This is a genomic window from Komagataeibacter oboediens (assembly GCF_018491655.1).
Taxonomy (GTDB): domain Bacteria; phylum Pseudomonadota; class Alphaproteobacteria; order Acetobacterales; family Acetobacteraceae; genus Komagataeibacter; species Komagataeibacter oboediens.
Genome location: NZ_JABLUU010000009.1, coordinates 109,053 through 128,685, shown reverse-complemented (window position 1 = coordinate 128,685; position 19,633 = coordinate 109,053). Strand labels below are relative to the sequence as shown.

Genomic DNA, 19,633 nt, shown 5'->3' with positions numbered 1-19,633 from the left:
GCTGCTTTTCGAATTTCTGGTTTATTGGTCCGTAATTGGTGTAGATGCCAGAATTTTCCATTTCGATGATGCCGTCGGATACCTGACTTATCTTCGGAATATTGGAGCGAATGAATGATATTTCCGTATTGGACATTTCTGTATTCCGATTTCGTCAATCCGATGGCCGGATCATCATGTCTGCGGATCGGGGGGAAGGTTGTGTGTCGCATGGACCATTGATGTTAAAAGCAGATAATTGGGCTGCATTCAATGTAAATATAAAGATATTATTTACCACACGTTGATGTGATTATTATGATCGCCTGAAATATACAATATTTGACAGGAATGAGGGAAATTCATGCATTTTATGGTTTCAGGGTCGTTTCGGTCTTCATTCTTCATACTTAGGAATCCAGTAAAACAGGATAATCATACTGTATTGTGCAGGCGGCCCGACCCAGTGACGCAGGATGGCTGACGTGATCGCGGAAAAAAGATGTGCGGTTGTATTGAAAACCTATACATGGGACAGCTTCGTGCACCAGCAGTTAAAAAGGTTGCAGTCAACATTTTCGGAAGTTGATGTTTTTGTCTCCATTGATGAAACAAACGGTTTTGCGGGAACCATTCCGTATGAACGCGTACTGCGCACATGTAACGCGGACATGCTGGCATTGGGGTTTGCCAACCGGTTTGAAAAAGGCAGCCTGTTATGGTGGAACGCGGACTATACCCATTATCAGGTCCATGACCGGATCCCGGATTATGATTATTACCTGTTTGTGGAATATGACGCCTGTATTGGGGGAAACGGCGTCCGGCTGCTTGCGGACATGATTGCCGATGAAGCCGATTTCGTATCCCATCCGCTGGATGCGGGGCCGCAATGGTACTGGAACCGCTTCCATACCGGTACTTACCCTGCGGGGCAGTTACGGGCATCACTAAACTGTATTTCTTTCTTTTCCGCGCGTGCCCTGAAACATCTGGCGCAGCGGCGACGTGCGATGTCAGTCAATATGGATGAAACGGGCTTCTGGCCATTGGGGGAAGCCTTTGTTGCGTCGGAGGTCGCGGCGGCTGACCTGACTTTCGTCCCGCTGGCGCGCTATGGCGATGTTTCGCGCTACGCCTGGTTTCCCCCCATCCTGGTGACGGACCTTGTACTGCCGGTCAGTGGCCATACCTTTGTGCATCCCGTTCTGGACCAGAAAAGGTATATTGCAAGCCTGCTGCGACAGACGCATTTCGTGCGCCATTATTTCATGCATGGCAGTCTGCTACGGCGGGAACTGGCCCGTTTTCCCGGCGCGGTATCACGGCGGCAACTCTATCGTGCCGCAATGACGCGTGCGACCGAACGCATGCGGCAGACATGGGGACGTCCGTAAGGTGTGTCTATCCCTGCTGTGACACGATCAGTTCCGCCACACGCTCCACTTCGGGCTGCCACGGACCGGGCGCATGGCCAAATGTTTCCTGCAGGCGGGTGCAGTCAAGCCGCGCATCCGCCGGGCGCCGGGCCGGTGTTGGCCAGTCGGCGGTGGTAATGGGTTCCATGACCGGTTGCGGGTTGCCATGCCTGGCCGCAGCGGCAACCGCGGCACAGGCCAGGTCATACCAGCTTGTCGCACCCTGGCCGGCTGCGTGGTAAATTCCGGCATAATCCGATTTCCAACCGGTCTCACGGATCTGCCGGATGATGTGCATGATGGTCTGCGCCAGTGCGTCTGCGCTGGTCGGATTGCCGATCTGGTCACTGACAACCCGCAGGGTAGGCCGCCTGGCTGCGGCTTCGACCATGGTGCGCACGAAATTGCGGTTATAGGGTGAATAGACCCAGGCCGTCCGCAGGATGATACTGTCAGGCTGTGCCGCCAATACCGCCTGTTCCCCGGCCGCCTTGGTACTGCCGTAGACCGAGCGTGGATCAACAGGATCAGTTTCCATATACGGACTGCCCTTGTCGCCGCTGAAAACGTAATCGGTCGAGATATGGATAAGCGGAATGCCCCGCGCCCGGCATGCGGCAGCCAGTCGGGCCGGGCCGGCGTGGTTGGCCCTTGTAGCCCCTTCGGCATCTGTTTCCGCTGCGTCCACGGCAGTCCAGGCCGCAGCGTTCACGACGAATTCGGGTGTATTTTCCGCCATGATCTGATCGATTGTCCCGGGTCGGTCGAAATCGAAATCCGGTCGCCCGACCCGCATGACACCTTCATGACCGGCCAGCGCGGTAGCAAGCTGTCCATGCCCTCCTGTTACCAGAATCGACGGATTATGTAGCATGTGCTTCCTTCTTCTTTCAGGGGGACAGGATCAGGGACGGGCCGCATCTGGCCGTCTTTTACATATGGAACCAGTCATCAACACTGGAGAACGGCAGGGCGTCGGCATCCTTTGCGGACAGGATCGCGTCCTTTGGCGTAACAGGCCAGTCGATGGCCAGTAGCGGGTCGTCCCAGCGGACCGATCGTTCACAGTCGCGGTCCCAGTAATCAGTGCATTTGTACTGCACTTCGGCATTTTCGCTCAGCGTGCAGAAACCATGCAGGAAACCCGTCGGGATCCATAACTGGGACCCGTTTTCTTCCGACAGGGTCGCCCCCACCCATTGCCCGAACGTTGGGGAACCCGCACGGATATCCACCCCCACATCCCATATGCTGCCACGGGTGCAACGGACCAGCTTGCCCTGCGGGTGGGGGGATAACTGGCAATGAAGCCCACGCACGATGCCGCGCGCGCGTGACAGGCTGTGGTTATCCTGCACGAAGGGGCCGGGAATCCCGATTTCCTTCATGCGGGCGGCGTTGAATGTTTCTGAAAAATAACCACGTTCATCACCAAAACGCGGGGGGGTAAGCAGGATTATGCCTGCGACGTTGAATGTCTGTATTTCCATATTCAAATCCCTTGTTCTTCTATCCACCCGGTAGCGTGAAGCCGCGTTATGGCGCGCTTTGGCTTAGGAAAGGCTTAATGGCCTCCATCTGGGGGCGGTCCTGACCGTGGTCGGGTTCAAGCGTAAACATGTAATTGCCCCATAGAGGGCCCGCCGCCCAATAGGTCCAGCCGGACCAGACATCCGCATTATCGCGCAGGTGCGACAGGATCGGCTTGAGCAGCGCCACGCATTCCGGCTGGCGGCTGACCCCGAATTCCCCAAGGAAGCCATGGGCCTTGTGGGCGTGCAGCCAGTCGGTAAAGGGCTTGAGGCGACCGATAGCCTGGTCTTGTGAAATACATGCCGGTTTGGTGCCCGATGCATCGGGATCAAAATATTCATGCACTTCATAAACCAGACGGTTGTCGGGATCATGCAACTGCCCCAGCGCATCGCCATTCAGCTTGGCGAAGCCCAGCGCGCTGTCCCACCCGATACCGGGCACGAGGATGATGTTGTGGCTGCCCGTTTTGCGGATGGCGTCAATTGCGGCCTGCACGGCATTTTTCCATGCCTCGGCTGAATGCTGCTGTGGTTCGTTCATCAACCCGAACAGGACATGCGGATTGTTACCCAGGGCCTGCGCCAGCCGTGCCCATAAATCGGCAAAGGCCGCATCCGGCACGGCGTTGGAACCAACTTCCTGCCCGCGATATCGTCCGTAGTTATGGATATCGAGCACCGTTGTGGCACCCTTGCCCTGTGCATAGGCGATGAACTGCTGCACGCGCTGCAGTTCCTTTTCATCCAGCGGGCCGTTCAGGGCAGGTTGCAGGCGTTCCCACAATACCGACAGGCGGAAGGTGTTCATGCCCTGCGCGGTGAAGTAGTCCACCTCCGCAGGTTTGGGATAGAGATAATCGTATCCGTAACGTCCAGGCAGTTTGGATGAGGAATAGCCCGCCCCCGCCAGGTTGACGCCCCGATAGGTCTGCGCATCCGCGTGTCGGCCCGCAGGAAGTGCAAGCGCAGTCGCGATCAGGCAGCCGCATAGTAGCCAGCGCCGCGGGCGGGAGGAATGGGGTAATGTCATGCAATATGCTCCGCTGAGGGCACAAGCCGGTTGAAACGGAATGAGTTCAGGCGTTCAGGTGCCTTTTCCCTGACTTCGGGTTCCGATGGCGCAATGACGCTGTTGGTCGTGCCATACAGGAACCACAGGAGCGCCGCCGTCTTGATGGTAAAGACCGACGCGCCGATGCACAGGGAGGTGGAAAAATATAGCGAGATCATCGCCTTCATCGACACGGCTGCTTCGGTGCGTGCCGGGTGCAGGGTAAACAGCGCCAGCAGGAACAGCGTAAGCGGCAGGCCAAGATTGTTGATGATATAGGCATAACCCGTATCGGCCGTGTACACTTGCGACGGGGCCATCGCGAACCATTGGGGCAGGTTCCAGTAATCCAGCAGCCGGCCTGAAAACAGGAGGCGACCGGAAAAATTATCCCCGATGATGGATGGCAGGATACCGGGCATTTCATGGTTGGCGCCCTGCAGCATCAGGCCCAACATCACCGTGACGGGCATGGCGAACACCACGAAGCGCGAACGGTACAGCGGCGTCATGCGCAGTATGATCATGCCCAGCGCACAGCCCGAGGCAAAACGGGAATCCGCCAGCACAAAGCACAGCGCTGACAGGAAGAACAGGACCGCATGCCGCAGCCGTGACCCCAGATGCGTGCTGAGGCACCATGCAAACCCGATGGCCGAGAAATTGCCCAGTGAATCCGGTTCCAGAAACAGCGAGGACACGCGGTGTGAACCGAATATGGACTGGAAAAATGTGCGGGAGGCTGCTGCCCCGCGGTTCCCGCTGATAAACAGGTTCGTATTGCTGTAGTTGACCGTGCTGCTGCTGATGACGCCCTTGTTCACGTAATAGGTCCAGACATCGAATATCGTGCCGAACAGATTGGTGAACAGCAGTTCAAAAAAGCCCACGAACATGATCATGGCCATCATCGCCCACATTGTGCGTTCACCGGAACGCAGGGTGGAGCGGGTGCCCAGCTGGTAAAATACATACGCAATGGCCAGGTCATGCAGGATCTTCATGTCCAGCCGGGGATTGATCAGTTTTGCCCCGATCTCGAAACAGATCATGACACCGGTAATGCGCACCACCGCGGGGGATATGGTGTTGCGCACTTCGATAAACGCCAGGAAAATGATGGCGAGTTCACACAGCACGATTTCCGAACTGCGGATCGTGATGACATGCCGTGTATTGATGAAGCACAGGACAAGGTTGAAGATCGCGCCGGCCACCACCAGCCACGATATGCCATCCGCCTGTGACAAGGCGGGTGCGCTGGTCATGGGGCGGGCGGACAGACGGGCATGCGCTGTATTGGACATGAAAATTCCAGTATCAGATGCGCGAGACATGGGTATCCGCACCCTGCCGGGGTGAAACCGCGCGGGCAGGGGAGACCGTCACCAGCATCGCATTGCCCAGCCGCCGACCCAGGTTATGCAGCGGCAGTTCCAGTACATTGTAGGTTATGGCTGCAAGCGCGGTTGTCAGCACGACGGTTACGATCCCCACTCCCGCCTGCGTCAGCGAAGGATGCGACAGAAGGGCGGAGGTTCCCAGTACATGCCCCCCCACGCTGAACACGATCAGCATGATGGGCAGATGCAGCAGGTAAATGCCGTAGGACAGTTCCCCGATGGCGATGACCGGCCGGCTGAGCAGCACGCGATACTGCCGTCCCGATGCGTACAGGTCACGGATCAGCACGAAGGCCGCTGCGGTTTCAATCATGTCGGGAATACGTTCGGGCAGGTTCAGCCCGGCCAGCGCGTAGCGGTCATATAACATTACCGCCAGTGCGATCAGCGCATAAAGCCCGTGCCGGGGGGGAAGGGTGGCAGGCAGCAGCGGGATCAGCGCCCCAACCCCAAAGGACAGCGCAAACACCGTTCCCACTTCATGTGGAACCGGCAGCAGGGCGATGGCTGCAAGCACGCACAGCGTGGCCAGCCGGAACCGTGGCGCACGTACCAGCCAGAACAGGAACGGAAAGGCGACGGAATACATCAGTTCCACCCGCAGCGACCACATTGGTCCGTTGTAGCGGGTAAAAACGCCCGCGACCGACATGATCGTGTTGCGGACAGATATGGGTGTCTGCAGGTTACGCGCCAGCCAGCCGACAAACACGCCGTCAGCCACCCAGCCGCGTGCAATGACCATGCTGATGATGGCCAGCCCGATGGAAAACCACAGTAGCGGATAGATCCTGAACACGCGCTTGATATAGAAACTGCCTATGACCCGTCCCGTCATATGCGCGTATTTGCGCAACGACAGGGAGAGGACGCACCCGCTTAGAACAAAGAACAGAACCACGGCCGCTTCCGCATTGAAGGCATATGTCACAATGTCATGCACGGCTGCCTGCGGGGCATTGCGTTGCGGGTTGCTGTACCGGAACACCTGTATGGCATGGCCAAACAGCACGACGAGACAGGCGACCCCACGCAGCGATGTCAGTTGATGCAGATAATTTCGTTCCGTTCCGGACGTTTCTGTCACAGACGACATCAGCAGGTCCCCCCGGTGCGTGGATTGCGTGGCGTGGTTAAGGCAATACAGTGATTCTGGTATGGCAGACAGAGCGTATCAGAATATAAATGTAGAAAACATTCAAAATGTGCCTACACAATTCTTTGTGGCGCCGCCTTTATCACGGCACGATCATGTCATGATCTTGCCGCAATCACACTGTGGATTTGGCGCGGCGTAAAAGGGGCCGCGACGATGGTCCCGGCATGTTTGCGCAATTGCTATGAACCCGTGGGCCGTACGCCATGTGCATGCGGTCTGCCGCCAGCGTGGCGCACGGCAGGAGACCAGAGTTCCATGACGCGCTCCCTGTTTATTTCCGTTCATGATTTCAGGAGTCTGCGCAAGGCAAGTGTTCATTTCATTGCGGCGGAAATGGCGCGCCGTGGCCCGACCGCGTTCCTGTCCATCGGGCTGAGCACGCTGTCGCTGCGGCGGGGGGATACACGCGCAAGCCTTGCAGATCGCGCCAACCGCGTGGAGAGGGTGGATGGTGTGGAATGTTACTTGTGGCGCATGAAATGGCACCCGTTCAACATGCGCCGTGCGGCGCTCGCACCGGTGGAGCGGGGGCTGTTCTGGCTATATCGCCAGATGCTGCCTGCCATTGCGCGAAAATGGATACGGCGCGCCGATACTGTTTTTATTGAATCCGGCATGGCGCCGATATTTATTTCCGATGTCAGGAAACTTAATCCGACGGCCCGCATTATTTACCTGATGTCTGACGATCTGGAAGTCGTAGGCTGTGCGGATACCATCAAGAATGATTTCGTGCGAAATTTCGATATGATCGATACGGTGCGCATGCCCTCGCGCTACCTGCTGGAACGCCTGCCGCATGCGCGTTCAGCAGTTTTTGCGCCACATGGCATTGACCGCGGCATTGCTGAAAAAACCTATCCCAATCCCTATACGCCCGGTCGGACCAGCTGTGTCTCGATCGGGTCGATGCTGTTTGACCGCACGTTTTTCCAGATCGCGGCAAAGCTGCGGCCGGATATCGATTTTCATATCATTGGCGCGGGGCATGCGGCAGACGGGCTGGATGCGCCCAATATCATCATCCACCCTGAAATGGCATTTGAACGGACATTGTCCTACCTCCAGCACGCCAGTTTTGGCGTCGCCCCCTATCGGGATGCCAATACGCCGCGCTACCTGCTGGATACCTCACTCAAGCTGCGGCAGTTCGCCCTGTTCGGCATTCCTGCCGTCTGTCCCGATTTCGCACTGAATGACACGGCCGGCCGGTACGGCTACCGGCCGGGGGATGCGCAGTCGATCGGGCGGGCGATCGATGCAGCATTGCAGTCTACGGACGTGATCGAGCTTGATGCCCATAGCTGGCCTGAAATCGTGCAGCGTATCCTGACGCCCGAGGCCTATCCCGACACGCGCGTCTGAAGGCAGGCCTGTCCCTGCGCAAAGTATTAGGAAAGAGCGAGAAACATGACTGAGGCAGGTGATAACGGGCTACGCATTTCGGTTGTCATGGCAACCTATAACGGGGCTGCCCATATTCGCGAGCAACTGGACAGTCTGGCGGCGCAGACGTGCCTGCCGGTCGAACTGGTCGTAACGGATGATGGTTCAACCGACACCACGCTGGATATCGTGGCCGATTTTGCCCGTACGGCGCCCTTTCCGGTGCATGTCCACCGCAATGCGCAGCGTCTGGGCTACAAGGGCAATTTCATGCGTGCGGTCAGCCTGAGTTCAGGTGACCTGATTTCCTTCTGTGACCAGGATGATTTCTGGAAACCCGACAATCTGGCGCGTGTCAGGCAGGCGTTCGTGAATGATCCCGATGTCATGATGGTCTTTCACAACGCGCATCTGGTGAATGAACAGCGTGCGCCCATCTCGCCATTTTACGCAACGCCCCCCATACCCGCGGTATCGCGGCCGCTAACCCTGCAGCCATGGTGTTTCTCCTATGGTTTCATGCAGACATTCCGCGCGGAACTGAAGCCTGCATCCGCCCTGTGGGCCCGCATGGGGGATCATTACAATCCGGGCAAGGAAATGGGACATGACCTGTTTTTCTTCCTTGTCGCATCCGGTGTCGGCACCATTGTCTATCTGAATGACGAACTGACGGAATACCGTCTGCACGGGGGCAATACGGTTGGGTCGGGCAAGCGGACCAAGCCCACATTCGTGGACCGCTGGCGCTACCGTCTGGAAGACCGGGCCGATACCTACCGCTATCTGGCACGGATGACGGTGCAGGACAGCAACATGTTCGCCGACCTGGCGCAGATGGCGGAGTGGCCTGAACCCCTGCGTGCCCGTGCCCGCGTGGCTGCCGAGGCATGGCGTAAGCTGGAGCCGCTTTATACCCGCCGTGCCGAGGTCTGTTCCGGCACCCTGCCGCATCGTATTGCGGCCTTTGTGCAACTGGTGCGTGACGGGGGGTATAGCGAGCGGTCATTCTGGACATTTGGCAGCCGCGCCATGCAGAAGGACTTTGTGCTGGGCGTGCTGCTGGCGCCGCTCGTGCGCCGGTTTGGCCGGGAATCTTCACGCACCGACCGGGCCTGCCATCGCGGGCAGGGCAGTGATGCGGCCATGACGTCGGCTGCTGTCGTACCGCAGGCCGTGGCGGCATGAAGATGCTGTCGCAGGCAGGGACGGGCATTTCCGGTCTGACCCGGCCCTGTGTCGCAATCTATCGCACGCAGATCCTGCCCTGGTCCGAAACATTCGTGCGTGACCAGGCACGTGCGCTGACACGCTGGCGGCCGGTCCTGATCGGGGAGCGTACGGTGGGCCAGCTGCCGCTGGATGGCATGGCCGTCCGGGCCCTGCATGATGGGCCGCCCACGTTTGTCCAGCGCCTGATCGGCATGGGGGCGCGCTGTCTGGAACGTCCCGTGCCGGGCATGATGAAACTGGCGCGTGCGGTGGACCCGGTACTGGTACATGCCCATTTCGGCTTTGACGGGGTGGAGGCATGGCCCGTGGCGCGTGCGCTGAATGTGCCATTGCTGGTCACGCTGCACGGATCGGATATTACGACCCATATGCAGTGGTTCGCCACAGGCGGCGGGGGACGGCGCTGGCGTGCCTATCCGCGCAGGCTGCGGCATCTGGCCACCCGGCCGGAAGTCAGTTTTGTCGCCGTATCCCAGAGCATACGCGAGGCGGCACTGCGCGCGGGACTGCCGGAACAGCGTATTCATGTCTGCCCCATCGGGATTGATGTCCATCGCTTTCACCATACGGGTCAGCCGGTTGCAAGGCGGGCGCCGGTGATCTTGTTCGCGGGCAGGCTGGTGGAAAAAAAGGGCTGCCGTTATCTGATTGAAGCCTTTCGCATCGTGCGGGACAGGCTACCCGCCGCAAAACTGATTATTGCCGGTGATGGGCCTGAACGTCCGATGCTGACCCGTCTTGCCGAAGGGCTGGATGGCGTATCGTTTTATGGCCGCTACTCCGCATCGGAAATGCAGCCGCTGCTGGAACAGGCGCGTGTCTTCTGCCTGCCCAGTGTTACCGCCGCCAATGGCGATGCGGAAGGCATGGGTCTGGTCCTGCTGGAAGCGCAGGCCTGTGGCGTTCCGGTCGTGACATCGGCACGGGGCGGGGCGACGGAGGGCATTGTCGATGGCACGACAGGCTTTGCCTTTGCCGAAGGGGATGTCGCAACGCTGGCGGCACGCCTGCTGGACCTGCTGCGCGATGACGATCTGGCTGCGCGCATGTCTGCCGCCGGTCCCGAATTCGTGGCGCGACGGCATGATCTGGCCCACTGGGCAGCAACACTGGAAAAAATTTACGACAGCATGACAGGACGTATCCCATGAACATTCCCATGTCCGTCAGTCTGGTCATTACGACGTATAATGCACAGGCCTTTATCATGCGTGCCGTCAGTTCCGCGCTGGAACAGACGCATGCGCCGCTGGAAATCATCATAGTGGATGACTGTTCCACCGACGGGACGCCAGACCTGCTGAACAGGCTGGCGCGTGCGCATGACAGTATCCGCGTCATGTCCACGCCATATAACGGGGGTCCCTCGGTCGCGCGGAACGTAGGGCTGGGGGCGGCGCGGGGCGACTGGATCGCGTTTCTTGACGCCGATGACGCCTTTGCACCCGATCGGCTGGAGGTGCTGATGGCCCGCGCGGCGGTAGGGGATTGTGACGCGGTGGCGGATGACCTGGCCTATTACGACGCCATGGCCGGACAGGTGACGGGACGGGCAATGGGGGCGGGGCAGGTGCCGCGTACACCCATCGGGCTGCGTGATTACATTGCCCATAACCGATCGGGCGGGGAGGGGTTTGACTGGGGACTGCTCAAGCCCGTGTTCCGACGGGAATTCATGCTTGCCCATGCCATACGGTATGACCCCGTGGTGCGGCACGGGGAGGATTTCCTGCTTATGGTCGCTTTCCTTATGGCGGGTGGCAGGTTTTTCCTGATCGATCACGCCACGTACCTGTATACGCAGCGTCAAGGCAGTGTCAGCAGGCGTGCATCCGGCATGTCGCGCACGGTCATTGCCTATCGGGACATGCATGACACCGCGCTGGCACTGGCGCGTGACCCGCGTATCCGCAATGATCCCGAACTGGTGGATCTGCTCCACCAGCGCGCCGAGGGACTGCAGCGGCTGGATGATTCCTATTTCGTGTCCGTGGCGCTGCGCGCGGGGGCGGTGGGGGCAATCATCCGGCGCATCATGCGCAGGCCTGCATTCCTGCCGGCCATGATCCGTCAGGTGGCGGCGGCACTCAGGCGCAGGCTGTGCCATTCCTGACAACAGGTCACGACCAAAAGTTTTGGGTGGAGCTTTTCCCAAAAAGCCTCAAATAACGCCGCCTTTTTGGGAAAAGGCGGCGCGTAGGAAATTTCATTCTTTTTTAGCAGGTCGTTTTTAAACGGCTGCGTGCCTTGTCGAATGTGCCGCGAATGCAATTCAGGCACTTTTCTTCAGCCTGTACATCACAATTTCTTTTCGCTTGTGATTGTATGATCAGGGGGATCGGCGGGTTCTGGCCGGGCCATGCGGTGCATGGCCCGGTTTCGTGCGTTATGCCTGATGAGGCTGTACCCCATCCGGTCGCCCAAGCGAAATATACTCGAACCCGGCATCCTTTATGGCCTTGGGATCCCATATATTGCGCAGGTCCGCGATTTTGCGGCCTTTCATTTCCGCGGCCAGTTTTTCCGGGGCAAGCGAGCGGAATTCATTCCATTCCGTCAGCACGACAAGGATATCTGCCCCTTTCGCGGCATCCAGCGCATCCGTGCAGTAGGTCACGGATTGCGGTAGCACGGGACGCGCCGTGGTCATGCCTGCGGGATCGAATGCACGGATCTTTGCACCACCCTTGTCCAGCATGTCGAGAACGGGAATGGAGGCGGCTTCACGCATGTCATCGGTTTCGGGTTTGAAGGTCAGTCCCAGCACGCCGATGGTCAGTCCACTCACATCCCCGCCGGCAAAGGTAATGACACGTTCGCCCATGTCCTTCATGCGCTGTTCGTTGACCGCGACCGTGGTCTCGATCAGGCGCACGGGGGATCCCGCATTGCGGCCAATTGCCGTCAGTGCGCGGGTATCCTTGGGAAAGCACGAACCACCAAAGCCGGGGCTGGGATGCAGGAATTTCTTGCCAATACGTCCATCCAGTCCGATGGAACGCGCCACGTCATTCACATTGGCACCGACCTTTTCACACAGGTCCGAGATTTCATTGATGAAGGTAATTTTCATCGCGAGGAATGAATTGGCGGAATATTTGATCAGTTCCGCCGTTTCCAGTCCCGTAAAGACAATGGGCGTTTCCAGCAGATAGAGCGGACGGTACAGCTTGCGCAGGATATTCTGTGCCCGCTCCGTGCCCTCCGGTTTATATTGGTCTGTGCCAATAATGACACGGTCAGGGCGCATGAAATCCTGAATTGCATTGCCTTCCCGCAGGAATTCCGGATTCGATGCGACATCGAAATCCAGGTCGGGGCGCGTCTTGCGTATGATCTGTGCAATTTCACGGCCCGTTCCCACCGGCACGGTCGATTTGGTGACAATGACGGTGTACCCGTCCGCCACGCGGGCGATCTGTTCCACGGCGGCGTAAACATAACTTGTATCCGCCTGCCCGTCGCCCCGGCGTGACGGCGTGCCAACAGCGACGAATACGGCGTCAGCCCCTTTGACCGCGGCGGCGATGTCGTCCCCGAATGTCAGGCGCCCGGCTTCCACATTTTCTTCCACCAGGCGGTCCAGACCGGGTTCGTAAATCGGTATGCGCCCTTCACGCAGGGCGGTCAGACGGTCCGGGTTGGTTTCAACAATGGCAACATCGGTGCCAAATTCAGCAAAACATGTACCGGAGACCAACCCAACGTAGCCTCCACCAATCATAGCAATTCGCACCTGGACCTCCCTGATCTCGTATCGCGGCCTGCTGTCCGGAACAGGCCGGAATTCAAAGCTTTTCAAAGCCGGTTTAATAAAACCAAAAGTAATAAGGGGTGCATGTTCCGTAACCCGGAAGATGTCACACGGATGCTACACAAAGGCATGATCACGACAAAAATATGTTTGCCCACCACATTCTTGACAAAAAAATTCAGGCTAAGTGCATTCCGCAACATCAATGTCCGACATGACCGGTTTCTGTTCCCCATCGGGAAACAGCGGATACGTGCAGCATGAAAACCGCAGGACGGAGTCACGATCCATGACGTTTATGACAGCAACGGATGTAACCGTATCCACGCCCGAACCCCGTAACCGAACCATTACGCCCGTTATCCTGTCCGGTGGCACGGGTACGCGGCTGTGGCCCGTTTCACGCGCAAGCCACCCCAAACAGTTCTGGGCACTGGCTTCCAGCCGGACCATGATCGGGGAAACGCTGCAGCGCGCTACGGGCACGGCCTTTGCACCTCCGATTGTGGTGTGTAACAACGCGCACCGTTTTCTTGTCGCAGAACAGTTGCGCGAAAATGGATGTGAGGACGGACGGATCATCCTGGAACCCGCCGTGCGCAACACCGCAGCCGCAATTGCGGCTGCAGCGCTGCTGGCGGCGCAGGATGACCCCGAGACCCTCCTGTGGATCATGGCCGCTGATGCCGTTTTCCGTTATCCCGAGCGCCTGCCTGCAGTTCTGGAAAAAGCCATGACCGTGGCGCGTGAAGGATACATCGTCACATTCGGCATGAAGCCCGACGTGCCGGAAACCGGTTACGGTTATATACGGCTTGGTGCGCCGCTGCATTCCGGCGATGCTGACGATAACGTGTACCGCGTCGCCCGTTTTATTGAAAAGCCCGATCGCCTGCGTGCGACCGAAATGCTGAACGAAGGGGGCTACCTGTGGAATTCAGGCATGTTCCTGGCCCCGGCTTCCGTCATTCTGGCAGAACTGAAGCGGCATGAACCGGATGTTCTGGAAAATGTGCGCCATGCGTTGCTGCACAGCGAAAGCGACCTGACGTTTCGCAGGCTGGAAACTGCGTCCTTCATGCGGTGCCCCAATGTCAGTATCGATTATGCCGTCATGGAACGGACGGATCGTGCGGTCGTGATACCCGCCGATCTTGGCTGGTCGGATGTCGGGAACTGGAATGCATTATGGGAACTGGGCGATAAGGATGCGGCAGGCAATGTCGTGGTGGGCGATGTCGTGCTGGAACAGTCCCATAACTGTTACGTGCGCAGTGAGGGCATGCTGACGGCGGTAGCGGGGCTTACGGATATCGTGCTGGTAGTGACATCGGATGCCGTGCTTGCGATTCACCGTGATTATGCGCAGGACGTGTCCGCCCTTGTGTCTCAGCTGAAAATGGCCAGGAGAACGGAAGCCGAAATTCACAATCGGTGTTACCGGCCCTGGGGTTTTTACGAAGGGCTGATCCAGGGGGAACGTTTTCAGGTCAAGCGGATCGTAGTGTATCCGGGCCAGAAACTATCCCTGCAGAAACATTTTCACCGTGCGGAGCACTGGGTTGTTGTCAGTGGTACCGCCATCGTGACGCGAAATGAGGAAAAACTTATGTTGCAGGAAAACGAAAGTGTTTATCTGCCGTTAGGATGTATGCACCGGCTGGAAAACCCGGGGCGCATACCCCTGACCCTGATCGAGGTCCAGTCCGGTCCCTATCTCGGTGAGGATGACATTGTCCGGTTCGAGGATACCTACGGCCGACAGTAGGAAGATACCAGCGCATGCGTGAAATCCGGGCGGGATTTCACGCGGTATGGTTGGCGGTTTTTACTGAATGTCCGTGGTTTTGTCTCTTCTGGCCTGTATCGTTACGATAAAATAACGGAAATATAAAAATGATCGGGTTTTATGAATAAAATATGATTGGGAAATTCCTTCCATGTATTGATGTCGTGACATATTTTCGCCTCAAAATACACAGAATATTCCGGCATCAGGAAGCGGGGTTACCCGATTCATGTAAAAAACAACAATAAATGGGGATTATTTCGCACTCGATTGTGCAGTGCGGAAAATGGCAGGCGGGTCCTGCCCGACGTCAGGTCGTGTTCCGCGTCCACAGGAGATGTTTCAAAATGAGCGAGGCACTCAGGCACTTGAAGAATGGCGAAACGGACCTGTCGTCGCTACCATCCGGTCTCGACAGCATTCCCCGGCGCATCCATACGGCGCGTGGCGTGGATGACAGCTTTTCCTACCGGCATCCTGTCCTGCCCCAGGTTGTGGTCCTGTCTGATGCATTCTGCGTGTGCCTCGCCGTTGTGGCCTGCATTGCCTGGCAGAGGATATACGATACCCCCGATGAACTGTCTGGCGCCCTTCTGCTTGCCAATATCATGGCGGCGGGGGCGTTTTTCCTGTTTCCCAAGAATGTTCCCCTCCTCGACATTCCCGACATAACCAAGATTTCTGTCCAGATCCGTTACCTGCTTCCGCCCGTGGCCTTTGGTGAGGTCGTGTTCTGTACGGTTCTGGTCATGCTGTCATGGCCGTTTGGCGTGACGGTGCGCATGGGAATGGAATGGCTGGTCTTTGTGGTGGCCATCCTGTTCGTGGAACGGTGTGTCGGGACATACATCCTGCACACGCCGACAATGACCCGTCGTCTTGCGCGCAAGGTGGCGATCATCGGATCGGGCAGCGAGGCCACACAGATGGCCACCCGCATCAATACGCGCATGCAGCGCATGTTCCGCCTCGTCGGGACATTTGATGACCAGGGCGGCGATAGTGATGGCACGGTGGAAGAACTGGTCCTGCGCGCGCGTGAGGATCATATCGATGCGGTCATCATATGCTTTCCCCCCGCGTGCGGACAGCAGCATGTCATGGACGTACTGTGGCGACTGCGTGGCGTGCTGGCGGATGTCTATGTCGTGCCATCGCTGATGACCGAGGATTGCCATGGCTGGCCGGTTGAACGGTTCGGGCCGTTTTCGCTGACAGTACTGCAGCGCCGTCCGCTGAGCGAATGGGACATGCTGGAAAAGCGCGCATTCGACCTGACGGCCAGTGTGCTGCTGCTGCTGGCGCTTGCCCCGCTGCTGACGCTGGTGGCGCTGGCGATCAAGCTGGACTCCCGCGGGCCGGTGCTGTTCTGCCAGCCCCGGCAGGGCTTCAATAACCGCTACTTCAATGTCTTCAAGTTCCGGTCGATGTATACGGACATGTCGGACCTTGACGCCGCGCGCCAGACATCGCGCACCGACCCGCGCGTGACCCGTATCGGCAGGTGGATCCGGCGATTGAGCATTGATGAACTGCCGCAGCTTTTCAACGTGCTGCGTGGCGAGATGTCGCTGGTCGGCCCACGCCCCCATGCGCCGCAGACCCGTGCCGGTGGCCAGCTTCTGCATGAGGCGATGGAGGAATATGTCGCCCGCCACCGCGTGCAGCCCGGCATTACCGGATGGGCACAGATCAACGGGTCACGGGGTGAACTGGTCACGCGTGATGACCTGTGCCGCCGTGTGGTGCTGGATCTGGAATACATTCGCGCATGGTCGATCTGGCTGGATATCAAAATCATTTTCCTGACCATAAAACGCGAGATTTTCAGTCGGAATGCGTTCTGAATTCTTCAATTTCCTGACGATGAACGGTGTATTCAAATGAACGCAAATACGGAAATCGCAGTAGATAATACGATTGTCGATGTCATGGGCCTGCCGCTGCACGACATATCACGGGCGGATATTGTCCAGCGCGTGGTCGATGCGGTCCGGGCGGGACGGAAAATGACAGTCGTCAACGCTAATGCCCATATGGCCGTCGTATCGCAAAAGCAGCCCTGGCTGCGCACGCTGTTCCGGCGGGCTGACATTGCGTTCTGTGATGGTGCGGGCGTGCAGCTGGCAGGCATCGTGTTGACGGGGCGACACCTGCCGCGCACCACGCCGCCGGAATGGATCGGTCCGGTCCTGTCGCAACTGGGGAACGATGCCTCGGTCTTCTGGATCGGGGGCACGAAGGATGTGGTGGACAAGGCAGCAGAGGCCTTTTCCGCCCGTTATGGCGTGCGCACGGCGGGCACGCAGCATGGCTTCTTTGACCCGACGCCGGGATCGCGTGATTCCACGCTCCTGCTTGAACGGCTCAAGGCGACACGGCCGGACATCATCCTGCTGACCATGGGCATGCCCCGGCAGGAACGCTGGCTGCATGATAACATGGACTACCTGCCCACCGGCGTCATCATCACGGCGGGCGCGCTGGTTGACCATGCGGCCGGACGTGTGCACCGACCGCCGCGATGGGTCGCGAACATGGGGCTGGAATGGCTTGTACGACTGGTGCGTGAACCGCGCAGGCTGTGGCGGCGTTACCTGCTGGGACTGCCTGTATTCGGGTTTCATGTCCTTGTTTATTTGTGGCGCAGGCTGATGTGCCGGCCCGCGTCATCCATCTCGCGGAAACTTGCCGGATAAACAGCATGAATTATGTTTCCATACAGGAACGGGCCCCTTCAATGTCATGGACAGCGCACGACGTGGGCCTCGTCATTCGCCAGACGGTGCGGGCATTCCTGCGCCACAGGGTGCTGTTCACCCTGACCGCCCTCGGGGTCGTGGTCGTGGGGGGGGCTGTCATGCTGACGCTCAAGCCGCGTTATACCGCGACCACGACGGTCGTGGTGTCGGGCCGTGCACAGCAGGACCCGCTTGCCCCGAACGGGCAGCAGCAGAACCTGGCCCCGCCGGATGATGAACTGGTGTCGACCGAAGCCGCGATGATCCATTCGCGTGATGTCGCCGCCGCCGTCATGGCGCAGCTTCCGCCACCTGCAGCCCCGCCGCATGTGGGCCTGCGTGACCGGCTGTGCCATATGGGGCTGGGGTTCCTGTGCCATGCCAGCACACCGGTTGACCCGCAGGTGCAGCGCGAGCATGAGGAAGACGCCTTCCTCAACAACCTGACGGTCACACCCGAACCGCGTACGCAGATCCTTGATATCAACGTGGTTGATGGCAATCCCGAACGTGCTGCCGCACTGGCCAATGCGGTGGTGACGAATTACCAGCGCATTGCGCTGGCGCGGCAGACGGCGGACATCAACCGTGTTGCGACATGGCTGGACAACCGGACCGCGGCACTGCGGCAGCGGTGGCTGGATGCGGTGCAGAAGGCCAATACCTTTGATAATGTCCATGGCCTCACCAACACGAGCGAGGGCAGCACCAGCACCCCGCTGATCGAACGTCAGATTGCCGATACATCCGCCAATCTCAGCCAGGCAGAAGGACGGCTGGCGGCGGCACAGGCGCGCGCGGACGCGCTGCAGGATGCTGCGGCACGCGGGGATGCGCGCGCGGCTGTCGCCCTGTCGCAGGAACCCATCCTGGTCGCTACCGCGAATGCGCTGATGCAGTTGCAGAGCACCCGGCAGGAAGAAGCGGCGACCTATGGCCCGCAGCATCCGCGCCTGCGCGCGCTGGATCAGCAGATCGCAACCACCCGCGCCAGCCTGGAGGCCGAAACGCAGGCCGCGCTGAGCACGATACGTGAAGATCAGATTTCCGCCCGCGCGGAAGTGCAGCGCCTGAACGAGAACCTTGACCTTCTGCGCCAGAAGGCAGGCGGGCAGAGCGCGCCGCAGGCAGAATACCGCACCCTGGACCAGGAAGCCCAGAGCGCGCGCGCCGTGTATGAAACCTTTCTGGAACACGCCAAGGAAGTCGTGGACCGTGCGGCCCTGCTGCAGCCGCCCATTTCCGTCGTCTCGCATGCCTCCCCGCCTGATGTGCCCAGCTTTCCCAATCGCAAGAAAATCGGTCTGGGGTTGATCGCGGTTGCGCTGGCGGCCGGGGCAGGGGCCGTGCTGCTGCGTGATTACTTCGCGGCGGGCTTTACCGAAATCGAGCGCCTGCGCGCTGCGGTTCCGCTTCCCCTGCTGGCCGTGGTGCCCAAGGTGCGTGGCCGGACGGAACAGGCCGTGCGGCGGCATGTAATCGACCATCCCTATTCCCGTGCGACCGAGGCGGTGCGCAGCCTTGTCATGCAGCTGTCCATGCGGGTGCATGAAGGGGGGCAGCCGCTCTGCCTTGCCATCACGTCGGCGGGGCCGGAAGAAGGCAAAAGCACGCTGGCATTGTGGATGGCGACCATCGCCCGCCGGGGTGGGCAGAAAGTACTGGTCATCGATGCCGATCACCGCCGGGGCATGCTGGACCAGTATCTGGCCGATGGCACGACGGGGCGTCCGTCGCTGGGCATGAGCGACCTTGTGACATCGGGCGTGCCGGTGGCCGATGTCATCCGCACGGACCCGGATACCGGGTTTGACTACATTCCCGCCGGGCGCACGATGCAGCATGCCTTCAGCCCGGTCGAGATCAGGCGCCTGCGCACGATCCTGACGGAACTGAAGCGGTCATATGAACTGGTCATCATTGATTGTCCGCCGCTGCTGGGGCTGAGTGACGCCCTGGTGCATGCGAACATGGCCGATCAGGTGATCTTTGTCTGCCGCTGGAAAAGCACGGCGCAGCGTGCCGTCATGGCCTGCCTGGAACGGCTGGAAGCCTGTGGCGCGCCGCTGGCGGGTGTGGTGGCCACCATGGTGGAAGACAACGCCATGGACGTGATGGGCTACAGCTACGGTAACCGGGACATCAAGATCCTGAGCCGTTTCGACGACAAATGACAACAGGGGGA

The 19,633-nt window shown here is 59.0% G+C and carries 15 protein-coding genes; 9 read left to right on the top strand and 6 right to left on the bottom strand.

The window, feature by feature from the left end:
- The first annotated feature begins 494 nt into the window (after nt 1-494).
- Nucleotides 495-1,376, top strand: coding sequence for a hypothetical protein (locus HNO79_RS09595; protein WP_242405388.1), 882 nt, complete (start codon nt 495-497; stop codon nt 1,374-1,376).
- 7 nt (nt 1,377-1,383) lie between these two features.
- Here the strand turns inward: HNO79_RS09595 and rfbD are convergent, their stop codons facing one another.
- Genes rfbD through HNO79_RS09570 form a run of 5 tightly spaced genes read right to left on the bottom strand, consistent with a single transcriptional unit; the run spans nt 1,384 to nt 6,482 of the window.
- The gene (gene rfbD / locus HNO79_RS09590) at nt 1,384-2,271 is read right to left on the bottom strand and encodes a dTDP-4-dehydrorhamnose reductase (protein ID WP_214165237.1); all 888 of its coding nucleotides are present in this window, start codon (nt 2,269-2,271) and stop codon (nt 1,384-1,386) included.
- A 58-nt stretch (nt 2,272-2,329) separates the two neighbouring features.
- Nucleotides 2,330-2,887 (bottom strand): dTDP-4-dehydrorhamnose 3,5-epimerase, encoded by a 558-nt coding sequence (gene rfbC / locus HNO79_RS09585; RefSeq protein ID WP_214165236.1) that lies wholly within the window; start codon nt 2,885-2,887, stop codon nt 2,330-2,332.
- A gap of 46 nt (nt 2,888-2,933) precedes the next feature.
- Entirely contained in the window at nt 2,934-3,962 is a 1,029-nt protein-coding gene (locus tag HNO79_RS09580) for a glycoside hydrolase family 5 protein (protein ID WP_214165235.1), read from the bottom strand.
- The gene (locus tag HNO79_RS09575; protein ID WP_214165234.1) at nt 3,959-5,290 is read right to left on the bottom strand and encodes a polysaccharide polymerase; all 1,332 of its coding nucleotides are present in this window, start codon (nt 5,288-5,290) and stop codon (nt 3,959-3,961) included. The genes HNO79_RS09580 and HNO79_RS09575 overlap by 4 nt, the downstream gene beginning before the upstream one ends.
- Before the next feature lie 13 nt (nt 5,291-5,303).
- Nucleotides 5,304-6,482 (bottom strand): acyltransferase family protein, encoded by a 1,179-nt coding sequence (locus HNO79_RS09570; protein ID WP_214165233.1) that lies wholly within the window; start codon nt 6,480-6,482, stop codon nt 5,304-5,306.
- A 318-nt stretch (nt 6,483-6,800) separates the two neighbouring features.
- Here HNO79_RS09570 and HNO79_RS09565 point away from each other — a divergent pair, with 318 nt between their 5' ends.
- The 4 genes from HNO79_RS09565 to HNO79_RS09550 are packed head-to-tail and all read left to right on the top strand — an operon-like array spanning nt 6,801 to nt 11,277.
- Nucleotides 6,801-7,910: a GumK N-terminal domain-containing glycosyltransferase gene (locus tag HNO79_RS09565; protein WP_010515471.1), complete on the top strand. Its 1,110-nt coding sequence runs from the start codon at nt 6,801-6,803 to the stop codon at nt 7,908-7,910.
- Nucleotides 7,911-7,955: 45 nt separating this feature from the next.
- A complete protein-coding gene (locus HNO79_RS09560) occupies nt 7,956-9,119 on the top strand; it encodes a glycosyltransferase (protein ID WP_214165232.1) in 1,164 nt (387 codons plus the stop codon).
- A complete protein-coding gene (locus HNO79_RS09555) occupies nt 9,116-10,315 on the top strand; it encodes a glycosyltransferase (protein ID WP_214165231.1) in 1,200 nt (399 codons plus the stop codon). The genes HNO79_RS09560 and HNO79_RS09555 overlap by 4 nt, the downstream gene beginning before the upstream one ends.
- Nucleotides 10,312-11,277: a glycosyltransferase family 2 protein gene (locus tag HNO79_RS09550; RefSeq protein ID WP_214165230.1), complete on the top strand. Its 966-nt coding sequence runs from the start codon at nt 10,312-10,314 to the stop codon at nt 11,275-11,277. Before HNO79_RS09555 ends, HNO79_RS09550 begins: the two co-directional genes overlap by 4 nt.
- Nucleotides 11,278-11,550: 273 nt before the next feature.
- On the opposite strand, the gene HNO79_RS09545 is transcribed toward HNO79_RS09550, so the two are convergent.
- Nucleotides 11,551-12,888, bottom strand: coding sequence for a UDP-glucose dehydrogenase family protein (locus HNO79_RS09545; protein WP_029329619.1), 1,338 nt, complete (start codon nt 12,886-12,888; stop codon nt 11,551-11,553).
- Between the two features lie 319 nt (nt 12,889-13,207).
- Between HNO79_RS09545 and HNO79_RS09540 the strand changes: the two genes are divergently transcribed.
- From HNO79_RS09540 to HNO79_RS09525, 4 genes are all read left to right on the top strand, one after another.
- Complete coding sequence (locus tag HNO79_RS09540) at nt 13,208-14,686, top strand: mannose-1-phosphate guanylyltransferase/mannose-6-phosphate isomerase (protein ID WP_010515479.1); 1,479 nt, start codon at nt 13,208-13,210, stop codon at nt 14,684-14,686.
- 368 nt (nt 14,687-15,054) lie between these two features.
- Nucleotides 15,055-16,554 (top strand): exopolysaccharide biosynthesis polyprenyl glycosylphosphotransferase, encoded by a 1,500-nt coding sequence (locus HNO79_RS09535; protein ID WP_244987495.1) that lies wholly within the window; start codon nt 15,055-15,057, stop codon nt 16,552-16,554.
- 36 nt (nt 16,555-16,590) lie between these two features.
- Entirely contained in the window at nt 16,591-17,406 is an 816-nt protein-coding gene (locus HNO79_RS09530) for a WecB/TagA/CpsF family glycosyltransferase (protein WP_010515953.1), read from the top strand.
- 41 nt (nt 17,407-17,447) lie between these two features.
- On the top strand, nt 17,448-19,622 hold the full coding sequence (locus HNO79_RS09525; RefSeq protein ID WP_214165229.1) for a GumC family protein: 2,175 nt from the start codon (nt 17,448-17,450) through the stop codon (nt 19,620-19,622).
- Nucleotides 19,623-19,633: the final 11 nt, after the last annotated feature.

Coding starts and splice junctions, on each gene's coding strand:
- rfbD (WP_214165237.1), bottom strand. CDS start 2,271: ATGCTACATAATCCGTCGATTCTGGTAACAGGAGGGCATGGACAGCTT.
- rfbC (WP_214165236.1), bottom strand. CDS start 2,887: ATGGAAATACAGACATTCAACGTCGCAGGCATAATCCTGCTTACCCCC.
- HNO79_RS09580 (WP_214165235.1), bottom strand. CDS start 3,962: ATGACATTACCCCATTCCTCCCGCCCGCGGCGCTGGCTACTATGCGGC.
- HNO79_RS09575 (WP_214165234.1), bottom strand. CDS start 5,290: ATGTCCAATACAGCGCATGCCCGTCTGTCCGCCCGCCCCATGACCAGC.
- HNO79_RS09570 (WP_214165233.1), bottom strand. CDS start 6,482: ATGTCGTCTGTGACAGAAACGTCCGGAACGGAACGAAATTATCTGCAT.
- HNO79_RS09565 (WP_010515471.1), top strand. CDS start 6,801: ATGACGCGCTCCCTGTTTATTTCCGTTCATGATTTCAGGAGTCTGCGC.
- HNO79_RS09560 (WP_214165232.1), top strand. CDS start 7,956: ATGACTGAGGCAGGTGATAACGGGCTACGCATTTCGGTTGTCATGGCA.
- HNO79_RS09555 (WP_214165231.1), top strand. CDS start 9,116: ATGAAGATGCTGTCGCAGGCAGGGACGGGCATTTCCGGTCTGACCCGG.
- HNO79_RS09550 (WP_214165230.1), top strand. CDS start 10,312: ATGAACATTCCCATGTCCGTCAGTCTGGTCATTACGACGTATAATGCA.
- HNO79_RS09545 (WP_029329619.1), bottom strand. CDS start 12,888: ATGATTGGTGGAGGCTACGTTGGGTTGGTCTCCGGTACATGTTTTGCT.
- HNO79_RS09540 (WP_010515479.1), top strand. CDS start 13,208: ATGACGTTTATGACAGCAACGGATGTAACCGTATCCACGCCCGAACCC.
- HNO79_RS09535 (WP_244987495.1), top strand. CDS start 15,055: ATGAGCGAGGCACTCAGGCACTTGAAGAATGGCGAAACGGACCTGTCG.
- HNO79_RS09530 (WP_010515953.1), top strand. CDS start 16,591: ATGAACGCAAATACGGAAATCGCAGTAGATAATACGATTGTCGATGTC.
- HNO79_RS09525 (WP_214165229.1), top strand. CDS start 17,448: ATGTCATGGACAGCGCACGACGTGGGCCTCGTCATTCGCCAGACGGTG.